This is a genomic window from Roseobacter sp. HKCCD7870 (genome assembly GCF_037830315.1).
Taxonomy (GTDB): domain Bacteria; phylum Pseudomonadota; class Alphaproteobacteria; order Rhodobacterales; family Rhodobacteraceae; genus M30B80.
Window position 1 is genome coordinate 473,947 of the sequence record NZ_JBBLYO010000001.1, and the last position, 18,538, is coordinate 492,484.

The window sequence follows — 18,538 nt, forward strand, 5'->3', positions numbered from 1 at the left end:
TTGATACTTCGCAAAGTGATCATTAATTGGGCAGTAGTGATGACATTTGCACAAAGTGTCATGACTACCTCCCTGTTGGACTTCGGCCGAGACTTGTCTCGGCCTTTTTTTTGGCCAAAGCGCAAGATGCGGCTTTTGCAAAACCTGTGCCCCGCCCCCCTTTCCCCTCGCGCGCCTATGCCGTAAAGACGGGGTGTCTGCGCGCCAGTGCGCCTCGCCACAGGAACGATACCCCATGACCGAACCCGAAATCACCCCCGAGTTGATCGCTGCACATGGCCTTAAGCCTGATGAATATGAGCGCATCCTCGAGATTATCGGACGCATCCCGAATTTCACGGAACTTGGCATTTTTTCGGCCATGTGGAACGAGCATTGCTCGTATAAATCTTCGAAAAAATGGTTGCGCACCCTACCAACCGAAGGGCCGCAGGTCATTTGCGGGCCAGGCGAGAACGCAGGCATTGTCGATATTGGCGATGGTCAGGCGGTCGTGTTCAAAATGGAAAGCCACAACCACCCCTCCTATATCGAGCCCTATCAGGGCGCGGCCACGGGCGTAGGTGGGATTTTGCGCGATGTTTTCACAATGGGCGCGCGTCCAATTGCGGCGATGAATGCACTCTCCTTTGGTGCGGTAGATCACCCCAAAACACGCTCTTTAATCCATGGGGTTGTGCGCGGTGTTGGCGGCTATGGCAACAGTTTCGGCGTCCCCACTGTGGGGGGCGAGTTGCGCTTTGACACGGCATATAATGGCAATTGCTTGGTCAATGCCTTTGCCGCAGGTCTGGCTGAGACGGATAAGATTTTCTATTCCGCCGCCTCTGGCGTGGGGATGCCTGTTGTCTATTTGGGCGCCAAGACAGGTCGTGACGGGGTTGGCGGGGCCACGATGGCCAGCGCCGAATTTGACGACACGATTGAAGAAAAGCGCCCAACTGTTCAGGTTGGCGACCCTTTCACAGAAAAGCGCTTGCTTGAGGCCTGCCTTGAATTGATGGCCTCAGGCGCGGTGATCTCGATCCAAGATATGGGCGCCGCAGGTCTGACCTGTTCTGCGGTCGAGATGGGGGATAAGGGCGGCTTGGGGATCAAGCTGCAACTTGATCATGTGCCGCAACGCGAGCCCAATATGACCGCCTATGAAATGATGCTCTCCGAGAGCCAAGAGCGCATGTTGATGGTGCTACGCCCTGAAAAAGAGGCAGAAGCGCGCGCCATTTTTGAAAAATGGGATCTCGATTTTGCCATTGTCGGGGAAACGATTGCTGAAGACCGCTTCGTGATCATGCACGGCAATGCAATTAAGGCAGATTTGCCGCTGTCGAAACTGTCCTCTACGGCACCAGAATATGATCGCCCTTGGGTCGAAACCCTTGCCGCCGAGGCGGTGGATTTCATCCCAGAAATCGACCCAATTGATGGGTTAAAAGCGCTTTTGTCTTCGCCCAATTACTGCGGGCGCGGCTGGGTCTATCAACAATATGACACCCAAGTTGGCGCAAACACGATCCGCACTCCGGGCTATGGGGCGGGCGTTGTGCGCGTGGCAGGCACGAATAAGGCGTTGGCATTCACCTCGGATGTGACACCGCGCTATGTCAAAGCGAACCCCTTTGAGGGCGGCAAGCAGGCTGTGGCTGAGGCCTATCGCAACCTTGTCTCTGTAGGGGCAACACCGCTTGCAACCACCGACAACCTGAATTTTGGCAACCCCGAAAAGCCCGAAATTATGGGCCAATTCGTGGGTGCGATTAAGGGCATTGGCGCGGCCTGTTCAGCGCTCGACACCCCAATCGTTTCGGGCAATGTCAGCCTTTATAATGAAACCGATGGCAGCGCGATCCTGCCCACTCCCACGATTGGGGCGGTTGGTTTGATTGCGGATATTGACCGCGACCTGATCAACGGAACGGCACGCGAAGGTCACTGGGCGCTTTTGATCGGGGAAACCCAAGGTCATTTGGGCCAATCTGCGCTATTGGCCGAAGTGTTCCATCGCGTTGAGGGCAATGCCCCCTCCGTAGATCTTGAGGCAGAGCGGAAAGCGGGCCAATTCATTCTCGACAATCGCGGAATGATTTCGGCGTGTAATGACCTCTCGGATGGCGGGCTTGCCTTGGCTGCGTTTGAGATGGCCGCAGCCTCAGACACGGGTGTAACATTGGACGCAAGCGATGCGGCCAGCTTGTTTGGCGAAGATCAGGGGCGCTATTTGATTGCCTGCTCGACCGATAAGGCAGAAGCCTTGATGGTTGCCGCGGGCCAAGTGGGCCTTCAGATCACCACGGTTGGTAAATTTGGCGGCGACCAGATCACCATCGGCGGCTCTGGCGAAAGCCTTGATGCGCTTCGGGCTCTATCCGATGGCACGCTGTCTCGGCTTTTTGACTGACCCATAGTGCTCCCCCAACAGGCCCCTTGTTTGGGGCCATATCGGGGCCTAGATTAGAGGTAACAGACCGGAATTCATGAGGGCAGATATGGCAATCACAGCACAAGACATCGAGGATCTAATCCGCGCATCCTTTCCTCAAGCGCAGATCACGGTTGAGGGTGATGATGGCCAGCATTTCGCTGCTCAAGTGATTGATGCCAGCTTTAAGGGCATGAACCGCGTGGCCCAACAACGTGCTGTTTATGCCGCCCTCAAAGGCAAAATGGATGGCAGCGCGGGCGAATTGCACGCGCTCGCCCTCACCACCCGCGCCCCCGATTAAAAGGAAGACCCAGATGAGCGTAGAAGATCAGATCAAAGAGATGATCACGAAAAATGACGTGGTCTTGTTCATGAAAGGCACAAAATCCATGCCACAATGCGGGTTTTCCAGCCGCGTGGCAGGTGTTCTGAATTACATGGGCGTGGAATTTGCCGATGTGAATGTGTTGGAAGATGAAAATATCCGCCAAGGGATCAAGGATTTCTCAGATTGGCCTACGATCCCGCAACTCTATGTGAAGGGCGAATTCGTGGGCGGCTGCGATATAATCACTGAGATGACCCTCTCAGGCGAGCTGGACACGATGTTTGACGCGCAAAATGTCAGCTATGACAAAGAGGCCGCAGATAAAATTCGCGAGGCAAACGCCTGATTTCGTTTGATATTATGAAAAAAAGGCGCATTAGGTTTTGCCTGACGCGCCATTTTTTATTTCTTCTTCGTATCCCCCTTGCGCACATGTTTGCTTAGGCGCGAGGGAATGGATTTCTTGCGATCCTTGTAGGGGTTTTTATCCGCTTGGCTGCGCATGAACAGACGGATCGGCACACCAGGCATGTCAAAACCATCGCGCAACCCATTGACCAAATAGCGCGAATAGCTTTCAGGCAGCTTTTCTGGCATCGAACACATCACAACAAACGAGGGCGGGCGCGCTTTGGCTTGGGTCATGTAGCGCAGGCGAATACGCCGCCCTGATGGTGCGGGCGGTGGATGCGCCTCGATCATTTCCCCCAACCATCGGTTCAGCGTGGCTGTTGGCACACGGCGGTTCCAAATCGTGGCGGCGTTAATGATTGCCGCATGCAGTCGATCTAGCCCTTTGCCTGTCTTGGCCGAAACCGTGACCATCGACACGCCTTTGATTTGCGGCAATAATTTTTCAAGACGATCCCGCAGGAATTTGAGTTTTTCCTGCTTCTCATTCTCAACATCCCATTTGTTTACCGCAATCACCACCGCGCGCCCCTCGCGCTCGGCCAGATCAGCGATGCGCAAATCTTGCGCCTCAAATGGAATGGCCGCATCCAGCAAAACCACGACCACTTCGGCAAATTTGACAGCACGCAGACCATCGGCCACGGAGAGCTTTTCCAGTTTTTCCTGCACGCGGGCGCGTTTGCGCATCCCTGCCGTGTCGAAAATCCGCATCGGCACCCCATCCCATGTCACTGGAAGGGAGATCGCATCACGGGTGATCCCCGCCTCGGGGCCAGTGAGCAAACGCTCCTCCCCCAAGATTTGGTTGATGAGGGTGGATTTGCCTGCATTGGGGCGGCCGATAACGGCGATTTGCAAAGGCCGCTCAAGCGTTAATTCGCGCAAGCCCCCTTCCTCAGTTTCATCTTCATCAAGCTCGATATCAGTTTCTGGGCTGTAATCCTCGGCTTCCTTCGCCTCAATCAGCGGGGCAAGGGCCACGGCCAATTCGCCCATACCTTCGCCATGCTCAGCGGATAGGGCTAAGGGCTCGCCCAAGCCCAGTTCATAGGCCTCAAGCCACCCTGCCTGCCCTGCCCGTCCTTCGGATTTATTTGCGCCCAAAAGAACAGTGACACCGCGCTTGCGCAGTAGATCGGCCAAGGCATGATCGGTCGGCGTCAGGCCTGTGCGCGCGTCAATCAAAAATAGGCACGCATCCGCCATATCGACCGCCCGCTCTGTCAAGCGGCGCATACGGCCTTGCAGACTGTCATCTGTGGCCTCCTCAAGGCCCGCCGTGTCAACCACCGTGAACCGCATCGACCCAAGCCGCGCCGCGCCTTCGCGTAGATCACGGGTGACACCCGGTTGATCATCAACCAAGGCAAGGCGCTTGCCCACCAAACGATTGAACAAGGTGGATTTGCCCACATTGGGCCGACCAATAATGGCGAGGGTAAAGCTCATGATCTCGACAGTGTAAAATTCCTAAGACCCGTCCCCTATCTTAAGGCAGGGACGAAGGAAAGCCCAAGCAAATCTCGACCGCTATTTTGCGCGGCGCAGCATTAGGTCGAACCGCTCAAGAAACCGCGAACGATCCGCCTTGGTAAAGGGGCGCGGGCCAGAAGGGGCGCCCTCCTGCGGCAGGCCAGCCCGCAAATCAGCCATAAGCGCCCGTGTTGCCACCTGCGCGCCGATTGTGTCCATTGTATAGGCATCTCCCTTGGACGAAATCACCTGTGCGCCAGATTTCAACGCGCGTTCCGCCAAAAGAATATCGCCAGTCACCACGATATCATTCGCTTCAAGCCCGGCTATGATCGCATCATCAGCGGCATCAAACCCGTCCCCCACCAGATGCATCGCCAATAGCGGGTGATCGGGCAGACGCAAATATTGATTGGCCACAAAGCGCAATCCAATCTTGTGGCGCAGCGCCACGCGAATGGCCTCTTCGCGCACGGGACAGGCATCTGCATCCACAAAAACCATCGGAGAGCTTGGCCTTGGCATTTCAGTCTTAGGGGCATCTACCGTCATTTTCACGTCTCCCGCGTCTGCTATCCGCGAATCTTCCAATTTCCGCCCGCGGGAAAAAAATCGTCTAGCGGGGCATTTCGCAGAAAAATGTAAGGCGAATTGGCTCAATTCCCTCTATCCACAGGCGAATGATCCGCAAATCCGCGCAAATGCGGTTCAATTCCCCGCCATTCTGGGTCGTTTTCTCTTTCCAACCCCATAAGCTGGCATTAATCCTTATTCATCTGGGGTAATAACAACAACTTGGGAGTTCTTCATGAAAAAACTTTTGCTGGCTTCGGCCGCCTCCTTGGCGCTTGCGTCCATGGCAACCGCACAAGAGGTAAAGATCGGCACTGTTGTGGGCTTTACAGGCCCGCTTGAATCGCTTGCGCCTGACATGGCTGGTGGCTCGGAATTGGCGATGAACGAAGTGAACGCAAGCGGCAATTTCCTGAACGGCGCGACTGTTGTCTCCGTGCGCGGCGACAGCACGTGTATTGACGCGGCCGCTGCAACTGCTGTTGCAGAACGCCTCATCACATCTGATGGCGTCAGCGGGATTGTCGGCGCGGATTGCTCGGGCGTCACCAACGCAATGCTGCAAAACGTAGCTGTGCCAAACGGCATGGTCATGGTGTCCCCATCCGCCACTTCGCCTGCGCTGACCACCGTTGAAGACAATGGCCTTTTCTTCCGCACCGCGCCATCTGACGCGCGTCAGGGTGTTGTGATGACCGAAGTGATCATGGATCGCGGCATCAAATCCGTGGCTGTGACCTATACCAACAACGATTACGGCCAAGGCTTGGCTGATAGCTTTGCCGCAGCATTCGAAGCTGCAGGTGGCACTGTGACCCTCGTTGCAGCGCATGAAGATGGCCGTGCGGATTACTCTGCAGAAGTAGGCGCCTTGGCGGCTGCGGGCGGTGACGCATTGGTCGTTGCAGGCTATGTGGATCAGGGCGGCTCGGGCATAATCCGCGCGGCGCTGGATTCTGGCGCATTTGAAACCTTCGTCTTCCCTGACGGCATGGTATCTTCTGCCCTCGTTGAAAATTTTGGTAGCGAGATTGATGGCTCCTTCGGCCAGCACCCTGGCACCGATAGCGAAGGTGCATCGATTTTCGAAACCCTCGCCGCTGAAGCAGGGTTCGATGGCACCCAGCCTTTCGCAAAAGAATCCTATGACGCAGCAGCATTGATCATGTTGGCCATGCAGGCCGCAGGCTCAAGCAACCCTGCCGATTACGCAGGCGAGATTATGGATATCGCAAACGCCCCAGGCACACCAATCCTGCCTGGTGAATTGGGCAAAGCCTTGGAATTGATCGCAGCGGGCGAAGACATCGACTATGTTGGTGCCTCTGCCGTTGAATTGATCGAGCCAGGTGAATCCGCGGGCAACTATCGCGAGATCGAAATCTCTGGCGGCGAGATCACAACAGCACGTTTCCGCTAAGTTGATCTAATCAAGACCAACGGGCAGCCCGGAGTGATTTCCGGGCTGCTTCGTTTAAAGGATGCGGGACAAGCGATGATTACTGTCGAAAATCTGCACAAACATTTTGGCGGCTTTCACGCCGTGGATGGAGCAAGCCTGACAATTGAAACAGGCTCTATCACGGGTCTGGTTGGCCCAAATGGCGCGGGAAAGACCACGTTGTTTAACGTGATTGCGGGCGTTTTGCCCCCGACATCTGGCCGCGTTGTCATGGATGGCGAGGATATTACGGGCCTTCCGCCCCACGAGCTATTTGGCAAGGGATTGCTGCGCACATTTCAGATCGCGCATGAATTCTCATCCATGAGCTGCCGCGAGAACCTGATGATGGTGCCAAGCGGCCAATCGGGGGAAACGCTGTGGAACACATGGTTTGGCCGCAAACGGATCGCCGAAGAAGAGCGCGCGCTGAAAGCCAAGGCCGATGAGGTGTTGGAGTTTCTGACCATTTCCCATCTCGCAGATCATCCGGCAGGCGCGATTTCTGGTGGCCAAAAAAAGCTGCTGGAACTGGGCCGCACGATGATGGTGGATGCAAAAATCGTGTTTCTGGACGAGGTGGGTGCAGGCGTTAACCGCACGCTGTTGAACACGATCGGCGATGCGATCATCCGCCTGAACAAAGAGCGCGGATATACATTCTGCGTCATTGAACATGACATGGATTTCATCGGGCGGCTTTGTGACCCTGTGATCGTGATGGCCGAAGGGCGCGTTTTGGCCGAAGGCACATTGGACGAGATCAAAGCCAATGACGATGTGATTGAGGCCTATCTTGGAACAGGTCTAAAAAATAAGGACAAGATCGGGGCATGAGCGAGACATCACCCTTTTTGATCGGAGAGGCGATGACGGGCGGATATGGCAAAGGGGCCGATATCCTGCACAGTTGCACCATCGCGGTCGAGCGCGGCGAGATCGCCGTCATTGTGGGCCCTAATGGCGCGGGCAAATCGACCGCCATGAAGGCGGTCTTTGGCATGCTGTCGCTGCGCGAGGGGCGTGTTGTGTTGGACGGGGATGATATCACCGCATTTTCGCCGCAAGATCGCGTTGTGCGCGGGATGGGGTTTGTGCCGCAAACCAATAACATCTTCACCTCTATGACAGTCGAAGAAAATTTGGAGATGGGTGCCTATATCCGCCGCGATGATTTTCGCGACACGATGGAACAGGTCTATAGCCTCTTTCCAATCCTAAAAGACAAACGCCGCCAAGCGGCGGGCGAATTATCAGGGGGACAGCGTCAACAAGTGGCCGTGGGTCGCGCGCTGATGACCAAGCCGAAAGTGTTGATGTTGGATGAGCCGACCGCAGGTGTTTCGCCCATTGTTATGGACGAGTTATTTGACCGCATCATCGAAGTGTCCCGCACGGGCATCCCCATTTTGATGGTCGAACAAAACGCCCGCCAGGCGTTGGAAATCGCGGATAAGGGCTTTGTTTTGGTGCAAGGGCGCAATGCCCATACAGGCACAGGCAAAGAACTGTTGGCAGATGCGGATGTGCGCCGCTCCTTCTTGGGGGGTTGAGGAATGGATCTTCTAAACGCAATTGTCGCTTTGTTGAATTTCGTGATTGTGCCTGCCACCGCCTATGGCGCGCAATTGGCGCTTGGTGCGCTTGGGGTGACGTTGATTTACGGCATCTTACGCTTTTCCAATTTCGCGCATGGTGACACGATGGCCTTTGGCACGATGATCACCATTCTGGCCACATGGGGCCTGCAATCTTTAGGCGTCACGGCGGGGCCTTTGCCAACCGCCCTCATCGCCCTGCCCCTTGGCATCGCTGCCACAGCCGCCTTGGTGGTCGGCACGGATAAGATGGTCTATCGCTTTTATCGCCAAACCAAAGCCAAGCCTGTGATCTTTGTGATTGCCTCAATTGGCGTGATGTTCGTGATGAACGGAATCGTGCGCTTTATCATCGGGGTTGATGATCAAAACTTCGCCGATGGGGCAAGGTTCCTGATCTCTGCTCGTGATTTCAAAGACATGACAGGCCTTGACGAAGGGCTTGCCATCCGTTCGACCCAAGCGATCACGGTGATCGTGGCGATTTTGGCGGTGGTGGCCCTGTTTTGGTTCTTGAACAAAACCCGCACGGGCAAATCCATGCGCGCGTTTTCCGATAACGAAGATTTGGCACTGCTCTCAGGCATCAACCCTGAGCGCGTTGTGATGATCACGTGGTTGATTGTGGCGGCTTTGGCGACCACGGCGGGCGTGCTTTATGGCCTCGACAAAAGCTTTAAGCCCTTTACCTATTTCCAACTGCTCTTGCCCATATTTGCCGCCGCGATTGTGGGCGGGCTTGGCAACCCTCTGGGGGCAATTTTGGGGGGCTTCCTGATCGCCTATTCCGAAATCGCGGTCACCTATGCCTTCCGTAAGGTGGTTGGATATATCGGCCCCGAAGGCTGGAGCCCCGAAGGAATGCTGCAGCTTCTATCGACCGATTATAAATTTGCCGTCAGCTTTACGATCCTTCTGATCGTGCTTCTGTTTAAACCCACAGGGATCATGAAAGGAAAATCGGTATGAACCTGACACTGGATCGCAAGGCGGCAGTCCTCTTTGCGTTGGTGGCTGTGCTTTATATCGGCACAGGCTTCGTTCAATCATGGAACACCGCGCTGTCTATTCTGAACATGGGCCTGATCTCGGCCATCATGGCGCTTGGTGTGAATATCCAATGGGGCTATGCGGGCCTCTTTAACGTGGGTGTAATGGGCTTTACCGCGCTTGGAGGTTTGGCGGCTGTTTTGGTGGCCTCTGATCCTGTTGAGGGGGCATGGGGGGCCACAGGCGGATGGCAAATCTTGCTTGCCCTGTTGATGGGCGGCGCAACCATTGCCGCCGCGATTGCGCTATGGGGCAAGATGAAAGGTCACAAATTGCGCGGCCTTGCGATGGCGGGCTTGTTAATCGCGGGCTTTTTCATCTTCCGCGCGGTGTTTGACCCTGCCGTGGCCACGGTTGAGGCCATTGACCCTGCCTTGACGGGCAATATCGGGGGCCTTGGTTTGCCCATCATTCTGGCATGGCCTGTGGGTGGGCTGCTTGCCGCAGGGGCCGCATGGATCATTGGGAAAACCGCGCTTGGCCTGCGGTCAGATTATCTGGCGATTGCCACTTTGGGTGTGGCTGAGATCATCATCTACATCCTGAAAAACGAAGATTGGTTGGCGCGCGGCGTGAAAAACGTCATCGGCCTGCCCCGCCCTGTGCCTTACGAGGTTGACCTACAAGCCAACCAAGCCTTTGTTGGCGCAATGCAAGGATTAGGCGCTGACCCTGTCACCGCCTCCTCCATCACGGTCAAGCTATCCTATGCGGTGTTATTCTCAATCGTTCTGATTGCCCTGATCTGGCTGACACAGCGCGCGCTCAACTCGCCTTGGGGGCGGATGATCCGCGCCATTCGCGACAACGAAGTTTCTGCCGCCGCGATGGGAAAAAATGTCACGGCGCGGCATTTGCAGATTTTCATCCTTGGCTCGGCCGTTTGTGGCCTTGCAGGCGCAATGATGACCACGTTGGACAGCCAACTTGTGCCAAGCACCTATCAGCCGCTGCGCTTTACCTTCCTGATCTGGGTGATGGTAATTGTGGGCGGATCAGGCAACAATATCGGCGCGGTCTTAGGCGGCTTCTTGATCTGGTGGTTCTGGATTCAGGTGGAACCTTTGGGTCTGTTGCTGTTGCAGGGGATCACGGCGGGCATGGCCGAAGGATGGCTGAAAGATCACCTTATCGATGCAGCCGCGCATATGCGCCTTTTGACCATGGGTCTTATCCTGCTATTGGTCTTACGCTTTAGCCCGCGTGGCCTGTTGCCAGAACGCTGAAAAAACAGCGCCCGCGAAGCGAAGGGGTCCCCTTGGGCTGCGCGGGCGCGTCAAAACCACGCTTCAAAGCTGAGGTTCAGGTAACTCGGCGAGGATCTCATCAATGCGATCTGCCAAGGCCGCATCAATCGCGGCAATCGCCTCATCGGTGATATCAATATCATCTCGGGCAAAGATCACAGCGCGGCGATCCATCAGCACCTCAGCCCCGCTGCGCTGCACCAGATCAATAAGAATTGGCCCGATAATCTCAAGGAACCGCTGTCGCGCCGCTTCCGCATAGGCACCAAGCGCGCGGTTTTTCGCGTCTTGCTCGCTGCGGATTTCAACGACACGGGCGTCAAATTCAGCGGCACGCAGGCGGAAATCCTCGATGCTGAGGCTGCTGCGCAATTCGGTCAATCGTTGTTCTTCTTGGGTCAGAACATCTTCAATCTCACGGTTCTGTGCCGAAAGATCACGCCCCACGCGATCAATCACCCCCCCGACCGCTTGACCAAAGACCGAACCAGAAAACAGGCGATCTTGATCAATCAGCACCACCTGTGCGGGTGCTTGCGGGGGTTGAACGGTAATATCCTGCGCCCTCGCCCCTGCCCCATAGATGGCAAGCACAAGGGCACATCCACCCACGCGCAGCCAAGCGCGCAAAGGCATCAGAACCGCGCCTCAACCGTAAAGTCGAAGTTGCGGGTGCGGTCATAGGATTCATTAGAGACAGGCCGCGAGAAGTTAAACCGCAGCGGGCCGATTTGCGTATCCCAGAAGATCGAGAAGCCAATCGTGCTGCGCAGATAGCTGTCATCGTCAACTAGGTTGCCACCCGTGCCCAAGACGTCATCCAAGCCCCACAGCGTGCCAACGTCATAAAAGACGCCGCCTGAAATGCCATACTCGGCGGGCACCCCGATGGGGAAGCCTGCCTCAAAGCGCGCAACGGCGAATTGGTTGCCGCCAAGCGCGTCTTGGTTCGCAGAATTGCGATCCCGTGGCCCGATCCCGCCTGCATCAAAACCACGCATTTGGCGTGATCCGAGGAAGAAACGATCCGTAACACGGCTATTGCCATCAAGCATATTCACCGAGCCAAGCTCGAACGCGGCACGCAACGAGACCTCTTCACGGAAGGCCGTTGTTTCCCCCTGCACAAGTGCGGTAGTGCGCAGGAATTGATCGTCAGCCAATCCCCCCAAGTCAGCATTGGCGCGCACCAATACGCCCGACGTTGGGTCAAGCCCCACGCCGCGTGTGTCGTAAATATAGCCCAGACCGATGGAGCTGCTGTCATAGCTGCCCGCCTCGCGCCGCAGAATATCCGATGATGTGGTCGGAACATTGGTCAATTCTGACTGCGCAATCCGCAAAGAGGGGCGCAAACGTCCGTATTCACTGACAGGGAATTCCAACGCACCGCTGACACCCACTTCGTTGGTGTTATAGGTCGCATTTTGTTGGTCGGTCGAACTACTGAAAACCGACAGCGCCAATTCCAAATCACGGCGCAAATAGGCGGGTTCGATGAAATTCGCCTGCAAGGATCGCGAGCTAGAGGTGGTATCAAAGGACAGACCCACAGTCTGACCCCGCCCGCGCCAATTGCGTTCGTTAAACTGAACCGCAAGCCCGGTGCCAACATCGGTCGAATAATTGACCGAGAACCCAAGCGTGCCTGTTGGCGTTTCTTCGACATTCACATCCACGATCACCTGATCGCTGCCTGTGCCTTCGCGCGCATTCACATCAACATTTGAAAAGAAATTCAGCGCACGGATCCGTTCCGCCGCTTGGCGAATTTCCCGTGGATCAAACGGATCCCCTTCGACCATATCGAATTGACGCCGCACAACGCGGTCAAGCGTGGTTGCGTTGCCCTCAATATCAATCCGCTCTACGAAAACACGCGGGCCGCGGACAATGGCAAATTCCACATCCAAGGTGAGATCTTCGTCATTTCGGATGATCCGCGGCTCAACACGGATGAAGCGCAACCCCTGCTCGGTCGCCAGATTTTCAAGCCGCGAAATCGTACGATCCACCAGACGCGGCGAATAGGTTACACCCTCGTTTAGGTCGATTGCGGCTTGAAATTCTTCGACATTCACTTCGGGCAAATCGCTGCTTGCAGTTAATGCACCGAAGGAAAAGCTTTGCCCTTCAATAATGTTAAAGGTCACAAAGAACCCGTCCCGCGCACGGGCAAGTTCCGATGTAACAGATTGCACTTCAAAATCAACATAGCCGCGATCACGATAGAAATCGGTCAAAAGCTGTTGATCAAAGGCCAGTCGATCCGCCACGAATGTATCGCGGCTGATAATCGCGCGGAAAAACCCCGCTTGGGTGGATTGCAGAACACGGCGCAAACGGCGGTCTGAAAAAGCGCGGTTGCCGACAAAGGTGATGCTTTCGGTTTCCACCACGCGGCCTTCGGTAATCTCAAAGGCCAGATCAACGCGGTTGTCGCTGCGGCGGATGATCTGCGGGGTCACGGTTGCACTCAGGCGGCCTGTCTGGCGATAGGCATCCACGATGGCCTGTGCATCGGCCTCGGCGATGGCGGGACTATAGACGCGGCGCGGTTGTGATGTCAGCAAAGCTGCCAGCGCATCATCATCAAGAAGATCATTTCCCTCGATGCTGATCTCGTTGATCGTAGGGTATTCTTGTAACTCGATAAACACCGTGTTGCCCTCTAGGCGCAGATCAACTGTTTCAAACAGACCTGTATCTTGCAGGCGGCGCAAGGCATCATTGGCTTGGCCCGCTGTGATTGTGCCGCCGGGCGCGATGCCTGCATATGAGAGGATCGTTGCCTCCTCGATGCGGATATTTCCGTCAATGACAATCGCGTCCAGCGCAATATCCTGCGCAACCGCAAGCCCTGAAAGGGCCATCCCCATCGCCAAAACCGAGGCTGTCATCAGCCCGCTGCGATATTTGCGATTGTTTGATTTACGCGACATTCTGCGCCCGCCTTTTTTGCTTTAGCAAATCCTAAAGCATCCCTAGCGATTGCAGGGGGCAATGTCAAAAAAATGCGCGCAAAAACGGGCGAAACTTACGCCCTTTTCAGCCTCTTGGTGTTAGCTTTGCACAATCGGTGCAATCATCACCGCAAAACCCAAAGCCAAAACCACGATACTGGGGCCAAGGATACGACCCCCAAGAATCGCCGACAGATAGCTGAGACGCGGCAATTGGCGCTGTAAAAATTTCATCGGCCTTTGATCCCCGAATATGTGAAACATATATCAGCGGATACCAAAACACTTGGGCAGAATTGGGGCGAATTCAGGGGAATTCAGCGGCCCGCCTTAGGGGCAGAGCAGAACATCATTGAATACCGCGAACACCATCAACCCCATGATCAGGGTCAACCCAACCGTCATAAAAACACGCATGAACATTTCAGGCGGTTTGCGTCCTGCAACGGCCTCAAAGGCGTAAAGCATCAGATGCCCACCATCCAGAATTGGGATCGGGAAAAGGTTCATCAAACCAACCGCGGTGGAGAGAACCGCAATCAGCCAGATAAAGCTTGCAATCCCTTGCGCGGCGGCAGCACCTGAGGTTTCCGCAATTCCCACTGGGCCTTGCAGATTACAGGTCGAAATCGCCCCCGTGATCATATGCCAAAGCCCCGATAGCGATGAGGTGATGATGAACCCCGTTTGCGACACCCCATAGGAGAGCGCGGCCAAGAGCCCCACGGCCTCGGTTTGCGGCACAAAGAGCATGCCCCCCGTGACGCCGATCAGGTAACGCGTTTCAAACCCACCCGATGCGACAGGCAAATCGGTGCGCCGCGGCGACAGGGTCACAGCGATTTCCCACCCCTCTTGGGTGCCATTTGCCCGCCAAAGCGTCAAATCAATCGGCGCACCCTCGGCCTGATCAACCGCCGCACGGAGTTGGGAAAAGCTCCAGATATTCGCGCCGTTGACGGCCAAAATCACATCGCCCTCGCGCAAACCCGCCTCCATGGCCGCCGATTGCGGCTGAACGCCATCAACGACAGGCGGCAGAGGCGCCGAGGCCTCGACCAAAATGGCGCGATCATCGCGCAGCACTTCATAGCTCACACGCGGACTAGGCGGCAGGTCAGAGGCGATTTGCAAAAGCGCCGCAAAACTTTCGATCTCCTGCCCCTCAAGCGCAAGGATCAGATCCCCCGCCTCAAGCGATTGATAGACGGGCGGCAGGTCGCGCGGCGCCCCAACACGGGGCTCATCCGTTGCTTGACCCGAGACCAAGACCACGCCTGCGAAAATCGCAATGGAAAGGATAAAATTGAACAACGGCCCCGCCACAACCGTGGCCGCGCGGGCCCAAAGGGGCGCGCCATGCATCGTATTACGCGCAGGCGTAACCGCCACATCCGCCCCAACAGAGGCGGCATTCGCATCGCCTGCAAATTTGACATAACCGCCAAACGGCAAAGCCGCGATTCGCCATTGCGTGCCCCGCCGATCTTTGCGCGAGAGCAGCACAGGCCCAAACCCGATAGAAAACACATCCGCATGGATGCCAGACCACCGCCCGACAATATAATGACCATATTCATGGATCGCTACGATGATTGAAATCGCAGCAATAAAGGCCAACATGGTAAAAGCAAAACTGCCGAATTGGGGGAGGAAATCCATCACTTGCCCTGTATTTTATGCCTTTTTGATACGCACAGAAATCAATGACCGCGCCCGCATCCTTGCGAGATGGTTCATCGCGAGAACATCTGCAAGGGTTTCAAGCGGATTTGACAGGGTTAATTCCTTGGAAAGCGCGGCAAGAGTCTCTTCGACCACTGCGGCCATGTCCATAAATCCAATTTCGCGCGCCAAAAACGCGTCAAGCGCCACTTCCTTGGCGGCGTTGAACGCGGCCCCAGCCCCCCCGCGCATCTCCATCACATCACGGGCAAGGCGCAAGGCAGGAAAACGCGCCAAATCTGGCGCCTCGAATTGCAGTTGCGCAATCTGCGCCAGATCAAGCCGCGCGACAGGAAGATCCTGACGCTTTGGCCAATATAAGGCATAGCCAATCGCATGGCGCATATCTGGCGGGCCAAGATGGGCCATCAACGCACCATCCCGAAACCCCACCAAAGCATGGATTAAGGATTGCGGATGAATGATGGTCTCTATCTGCGCGGGCGCAATCCCGAAATATTCTCGTGTTTCAATGAGTTCCAGCGCCTTGTTAAACATTGATGCGCTGTCAATTGTAATGCGTTGCCCCATATCCCAATTCGGATGCGCCCCCGCATCTTCGGGGGTCGCATGGGCCAATTTCTCAATCGGCCAATGCCGTAACCCGCCGCCAGACGCGGTGATGATCACGCGCTCAACCTCGGCAATATCTTCACCGACAAGGGCTTGAAAAACGGCGGAATGTTCGCTGTCTACGGGCAAGATCCGCGCGCCATGGGATGCGGCCGTTGCCAAAAGCAGCTGCCCCGCCGCAACCAAGCTTTCCTTATTTGCCAAGGCCAGCGTTGCGCCTTGTTCCAGCGCTGCAAATCCAGGCGCGATGCCCGCAGCGCCTACAATGGCCGACATGACCCAATCGGCAGGGCGCGATGCGGCCTCGATCAACGCGGCTTCGCCTGCGGCGGCCTCAATCCCCGTCCCTGCAAGCGCAGATTTCAGATCAGGCAGTCGATCTTCATAGGCAGTTACCGCAATTTCGGCACGATGTGCGATGGCATCCCGCGCCAATTGGTCAATATTGCCCCCGCCCGAAAGTGCCACGACCCGATAGGCATCAGGCGCGCGCGCGATCAGATCGAGGGTGTTCTGCCCGATGGAGCCAGTGGCCCCAAAAATACTAACACGGCGCATCTGAACAATTTTCCCTTATTGCGGTGGGAAGCTTGTTAAGCTTTCAACCAAGAGTAGCAAAGCCGCAGCGCCAATCATACCATCAAAACGATCGAAAACCCCGCCATGTCCGGGCAATAATCGCGAGCTGTCTTTGACCCCCACATGACGCTTAATGGCGCTTTCCGCCAAATCGCCCATCTGGCTGGCAAAGGCCAAGGCAACTGAAATTGCAATAATCCCTGCGCCTGCTTCTGTTTGGGTCATATACGCAACCCCAACACAGCCCGCACCAATCCAGCCTGCAATCGTTCCAGACCATGTTTTCTTTGGGCTAACACGCGGCCAAAACTTTGGCCCGCCCACAACGCGGCCAACGAGATAGCCCGCAATATCGGTCACAACCACAACCAAAACGAGCCATGTCATCCAGACAAAGCCAAAGGTCTCGCGATGTGCCAAAAGGCCGTAAGCGGCAAAGCTGATCAATAGCGCGAAGGGCATATATTTTTCGCGCCGCTCTTGCAGCAAAACAAGGCCAAGAAAGGCAGGCAAAAACAAAATAGGTAGCGCATAGGCAGGTGGCAGAATATGGGCGGCATAAAGACAGGCAATCATCCCTGCCCCAAGCCCCGCCGAACGCATCAACGAGGCGCCCAACATCACGGCCAATTCCCAGATCAAAATCCCTGCGATCAGGAAAATCATGCCAACATAAACGGGGCCACCCAACCAAACCGCATAAAGACCCGTCACAGCCATCAAAAGCCCTGTGATCATACGCGGCCAGAAATCAGAAAACAGGCTTTGGGGTTGATCGCTCACGCAGTGACCCCACCAAAACGGCGCTCGCGCAGACCATAGCGGGCGAGAATTTCTGCAAATTCTTGGGCGGTGAAATCAGGCCAAAGCGTATTGACGAATTCATATTCAGAATAGGCAGATTGCCACAAAAGAAAATTCGAAATGCGCGCCTCGCCCGATGTGCGGATCACCAGATCAGGATCAGGCAACACATAGGTGTCGAGATATTTGGGGAAGGTTTCGTCATCAATATCAGCGGGTTTGATTTTCCCCGCGGCCACATCATGGGCCAAACGCTTGGCGGCGCGGCTCACCTCATCGCGGCCGCCATAATTCAAGGCAACCGTCAAATGCAGCTTGTCATTTTCAGCGGTCATCAATTCAAGATTGTCCATCATTTCGACCAAAGACGGCTCAAGGCGCACGCGATCCCCGATGAAACGCACCCGCACCCCTGCCTTGATCAAGGCCTTGGTTTCACTGGTCAGATACCGCCGAAACAGCCGCATGAGGCCCGCAACTTCTGTTTGGGTGCGTTTCCAGTTTTCGGTCGAAAAGGCGAAAATCGTCAGGTATTTTACACCTAAATCAGGGCAGGCCCGCGCGATTTCCTTGACCCGCGCAGCGCCCGCATGATGGCCAACAAGACGCGCGCGGCCGCGCATCTTTGCCCAACGACCATTGCCATCCATGATAATGGCGACATGGGCAGGATTGCTTCGGCTCATCCGCGTATCCCCTTTTTTTGCTTTGCCTAGACCTGCATAATCTCGGCTTGCTTGCCCTCAAGCGCCGCGTCAACTTTGGCGATAAAACTATCGGTCAACTGTTGCACTTCGGCCTCCCAGAATTTCTGGTCATCCTCACTCAGGCCCGTTGATTTGGCTTTTTTGATTTGATCCATCCCGTCACGGCGCAAATTGCGCACGGCCACACGGGCGTGTTCGGCATATTGCGCAGCGACTTTGGTCAATTCGCGGCGGCGTTCTTCGTTCAATTCGGGGATCGGCAGCATGATGATCGTGCCGTTCAGTTGCGGGTTAATACCCAAGCCCGATTCACGAATGGCTTTTTCCACCTTACCGACCATTGCCTTGTCCCACACATTGATGGTGACCATGCGCGGCTCTGGCACGTTTACGGTGCCCACCTGATTGATGGGGGTCATCTGGCCATATGCCTCGACCATTACAGGTTCGAGCATGGTCGCGGAGGCGCGGCCTGTGCGCAGAGAGGCGAATTCCGTTTTCAGGGCGGAAATTGCGCCCTCCATCCGGCGGGTCAGATCATCTAGATCAAGTTCGAATTCATCTGCTGACATTGCCTCACTCCTCGCTTGTCAGGTCGCTTTGGCCCCATATAACCTGCGGGGCTGCCTGTTTCTATGGCT

Annotated in this window: 18 protein-coding genes; 8 read left to right on the forward strand and 10 right to left on the reverse strand. The window is 55.7% G+C overall.

From position 1 onward, the window contains the following. Window positions 1-235: 235 nt before the first annotated feature. The 3 genes from purL to grxD all read left to right on the forward strand — a co-directional run bounded on the left by purL (window position 236) and on the right by grxD (window position 3,096). Window positions 236-2,398: a phosphoribosylformylglycinamidine synthase subunit PurL gene (purL, locus tag AAC637_RS02475; RefSeq protein WP_340302171.1), complete on the forward strand. Its 2,163-nt coding sequence runs from the start codon at window positions 236-238 to the stop codon at window positions 2,396-2,398. An 88-nt stretch (window positions 2,399-2,486) separates the two neighbouring features. After that, entirely contained in the window at window positions 2,487-2,723 is a 237-nt protein-coding gene (locus tag AAC637_RS02480; RefSeq protein WP_340242769.1) for a BolA/IbaG family iron-sulfur metabolism protein, read from the forward strand. A 13-nt stretch (window positions 2,724-2,736) separates the two neighbouring features. Beyond that, window positions 2,737-3,096 carry a Grx4 family monothiol glutaredoxin gene (gene grxD, locus AAC637_RS02485; RefSeq protein ID WP_340302172.1) on the forward strand — a complete coding sequence of 120 codons (360 nt, stop codon included), beginning with the start codon at window positions 2,737-2,739 and terminating at the stop codon, window positions 3,094-3,096. A gap of 56 nt (window positions 3,097-3,152) precedes the next feature. Here grxD and der read toward each other — a convergent pair whose 3' ends face one another. Next, a complete protein-coding gene (der, locus tag AAC637_RS02490) occupies window positions 3,153-4,613 on the reverse strand; it encodes a ribosome biogenesis GTPase Der (RefSeq protein ID WP_340302173.1) in 1,461 nt (486 codons plus the stop codon). A gap of 81 nt (window positions 4,614-4,694) precedes the next feature. Further along, window positions 4,695-5,189, reverse strand: a complete 495-nt coding sequence (locus AAC637_RS02495) for a YaiI/YqxD family protein (RefSeq protein WP_340302174.1) — start codon at window positions 5,187-5,189, stop codon at window positions 4,695-4,697. A gap of 256 nt (window positions 5,190-5,445) precedes the next feature. Here AAC637_RS02495 and AAC637_RS02500 point away from each other — a divergent pair, with 256 nt between their 5' ends. From AAC637_RS02500 to AAC637_RS02520, 5 genes are all read left to right on the forward strand, one after another. Then, window positions 5,446-6,630 carry an ABC transporter substrate-binding protein gene (locus tag AAC637_RS02500; RefSeq protein WP_317654580.1) on the forward strand — a complete coding sequence of 395 codons (1,185 nt, stop codon included), beginning with the start codon at window positions 5,446-5,448 and terminating at the stop codon, window positions 6,628-6,630. Window positions 6,631-6,705: 75 nt separating this feature from the next. Continuing rightward, window positions 6,706-7,488, forward strand: a complete 783-nt coding sequence (locus AAC637_RS02505) for an ABC transporter ATP-binding protein (protein ID WP_340260731.1) — start codon at window positions 6,706-6,708, stop codon at window positions 7,486-7,488. Then, on the forward strand, window positions 7,485-8,204 hold the full coding sequence (locus tag AAC637_RS02510) for an ABC transporter ATP-binding protein (RefSeq protein WP_340302175.1): 720 nt from the start codon (window positions 7,485-7,487) through the stop codon (window positions 8,202-8,204). Before AAC637_RS02505 ends, AAC637_RS02510 begins: the two co-directional genes overlap by 4 nt. Before the next feature lie 3 nt (window positions 8,205-8,207). Beyond that, window positions 8,208-9,218 carry a branched-chain amino acid ABC transporter permease gene (locus AAC637_RS02515; RefSeq protein ID WP_317654577.1) on the forward strand — a complete coding sequence of 337 codons (1,011 nt, stop codon included), beginning with the start codon at window positions 8,208-8,210 and terminating at the stop codon, window positions 9,216-9,218. Continuing rightward, the gene (locus AAC637_RS02520; protein WP_340302176.1) at window positions 9,215-10,525 is read left to right on the forward strand and encodes a branched-chain amino acid ABC transporter permease; all 1,311 of its coding nucleotides are present in this window, start codon (window positions 9,215-9,217) and stop codon (window positions 10,523-10,525) included. Before AAC637_RS02515 ends, AAC637_RS02520 begins: the two co-directional genes overlap by 4 nt. Window positions 10,526-10,588: 63 nt before the next feature. Here AAC637_RS02520 and AAC637_RS02525 read toward each other — a convergent pair whose 3' ends face one another. The 8 genes from AAC637_RS02525 to frr form a co-directional block, all read right to left on the reverse strand. Further along, window positions 10,589-11,182: an OmpH family outer membrane protein gene (locus AAC637_RS02525; protein WP_340302177.1), complete on the reverse strand. Its 594-nt coding sequence runs from the start codon at window positions 11,180-11,182 to the stop codon at window positions 10,589-10,591. Next, on the reverse strand, window positions 11,182-13,488 hold the full coding sequence (gene bamA / locus AAC637_RS02530; protein ID WP_340302178.1) for an outer membrane protein assembly factor BamA: 2,307 nt from the start codon (window positions 13,486-13,488) through the stop codon (window positions 11,182-11,184). Before bamA ends, AAC637_RS02525 begins: the two co-directional genes overlap by 1 nt. A 120-nt stretch (window positions 13,489-13,608) precedes the next feature. Further along, window positions 13,609-13,743 (reverse strand): hypothetical protein, encoded by a 135-nt coding sequence (locus AAC637_RS02535; RefSeq protein ID WP_340302179.1) that lies wholly within the window; start codon window positions 13,741-13,743, stop codon window positions 13,609-13,611. 96 nt (window positions 13,744-13,839) lie between these two features. After that, window positions 13,840-15,171 carry an RIP metalloprotease RseP gene (gene rseP, locus AAC637_RS02540; RefSeq protein ID WP_340302180.1) on the reverse strand — a complete coding sequence of 444 codons (1,332 nt, stop codon included), beginning with the start codon at window positions 15,169-15,171 and terminating at the stop codon, window positions 13,840-13,842. Between the two features lie 15 nt (window positions 15,172-15,186). Further along, window positions 15,187-16,365, reverse strand: coding sequence for a 1-deoxy-D-xylulose-5-phosphate reductoisomerase (dxr, locus tag AAC637_RS02545; RefSeq protein WP_340302181.1), 1,179 nt, complete (start codon window positions 16,363-16,365; stop codon window positions 15,187-15,189). Between the two features lie 15 nt (window positions 16,366-16,380). Continuing rightward, a complete protein-coding gene (locus AAC637_RS02550) occupies window positions 16,381-17,169 on the reverse strand; it encodes a phosphatidate cytidylyltransferase (RefSeq protein ID WP_340302182.1) in 789 nt (262 codons plus the stop codon). Then, entirely contained in the window at window positions 17,166-17,876 is a 711-nt protein-coding gene (gene uppS, locus AAC637_RS02555) for a polyprenyl diphosphate synthase (RefSeq protein WP_340302183.1), read from the reverse strand. The genes AAC637_RS02550 and uppS overlap by 4 nt, the downstream gene beginning before the upstream one ends. 26 nt (window positions 17,877-17,902) lie before the next feature. Further along, the gene (gene frr, locus AAC637_RS02560) at window positions 17,903-18,469 is read right to left on the reverse strand and encodes a ribosome recycling factor (RefSeq protein ID WP_340242782.1); all 567 of its coding nucleotides are present in this window, start codon (window positions 18,467-18,469) and stop codon (window positions 17,903-17,905) included. Window positions 18,470-18,538 lie beyond the last annotated feature (69 nt).

Bases quoted from the DNA above. Each gene is read 5' to 3' on its own strand.
- AAC637_RS02495 (WP_340302174.1), bottom strand. From the start codon at position 5,189: ATGACGGTAGATGCCCCTAAGACTGAAATGCCAAGGCCAAGCTCTCCG.
- bamA (WP_340302178.1), bottom strand. From the start codon at position 13,488: ATGTCGCGTAAATCAAACAATCGCAAATATCGCAGCGGGCTGATGACA.
- AAC637_RS02480 (WP_340242769.1), top strand. From the start codon at position 2,487: ATGGCAATCACAGCACAAGACATCGAGGATCTAATCCGCGCATCCTTT.
- uppS (WP_340302183.1), bottom strand. From the start codon at position 17,876: ATGAGCCGAAGCAATCCTGCCCATGTCGCCATTATCATGGATGGCAAT.
- frr (WP_340242782.1), bottom strand. From the start codon at position 18,469: ATGTCAGCAGATGAATTCGAACTTGATCTAGATGATCTGACCCGCCGG.
- AAC637_RS02500 (WP_317654580.1), top strand. From the start codon at position 5,446: ATGAAAAAACTTTTGCTGGCTTCGGCCGCCTCCTTGGCGCTTGCGTCC.
- rseP (WP_340302180.1), bottom strand. From the start codon at position 15,171: ATGGATTTCCTCCCCCAATTCGGCAGTTTTGCTTTTACCATGTTGGCC.
- AAC637_RS02505 (WP_340260731.1), top strand. From the start codon at position 6,706: ATGATTACTGTCGAAAATCTGCACAAACATTTTGGCGGCTTTCACGCC.
- AAC637_RS02510 (WP_340302175.1), top strand. From the start codon at position 7,485: ATGAGCGAGACATCACCCTTTTTGATCGGAGAGGCGATGACGGGCGGA.
- purL (WP_340302171.1), top strand. From the start codon at position 236: ATGACCGAACCCGAAATCACCCCCGAGTTGATCGCTGCACATGGCCTT.
- AAC637_RS02525 (WP_340302177.1), bottom strand. From the start codon at position 11,182: ATGCCTTTGCGCGCTTGGCTGCGCGTGGGTGGATGTGCCCTTGTGCTT.
- grxD (WP_340302172.1), top strand. From the start codon at position 2,737: ATGAGCGTAGAAGATCAGATCAAAGAGATGATCACGAAAAATGACGTG.
- der (WP_340302173.1), bottom strand. From the start codon at position 4,613: ATGAGCTTTACCCTCGCCATTATTGGTCGGCCCAATGTGGGCAAATCC.
- AAC637_RS02520 (WP_340302176.1), top strand. From the start codon at position 9,215: ATGAACCTGACACTGGATCGCAAGGCGGCAGTCCTCTTTGCGTTGGTG.
- AAC637_RS02535 (WP_340302179.1), bottom strand. From the start codon at position 13,743: ATGAAATTTTTACAGCGCCAATTGCCGCGTCTCAGCTATCTGTCGGCG.
- AAC637_RS02515 (WP_317654577.1), top strand. From the start codon at position 8,208: ATGGATCTTCTAAACGCAATTGTCGCTTTGTTGAATTTCGTGATTGTG.
- dxr (WP_340302181.1), bottom strand. From the start codon at position 16,365: ATGCGCCGTGTTAGTATTTTTGGGGCCACTGGCTCCATCGGGCAGAAC.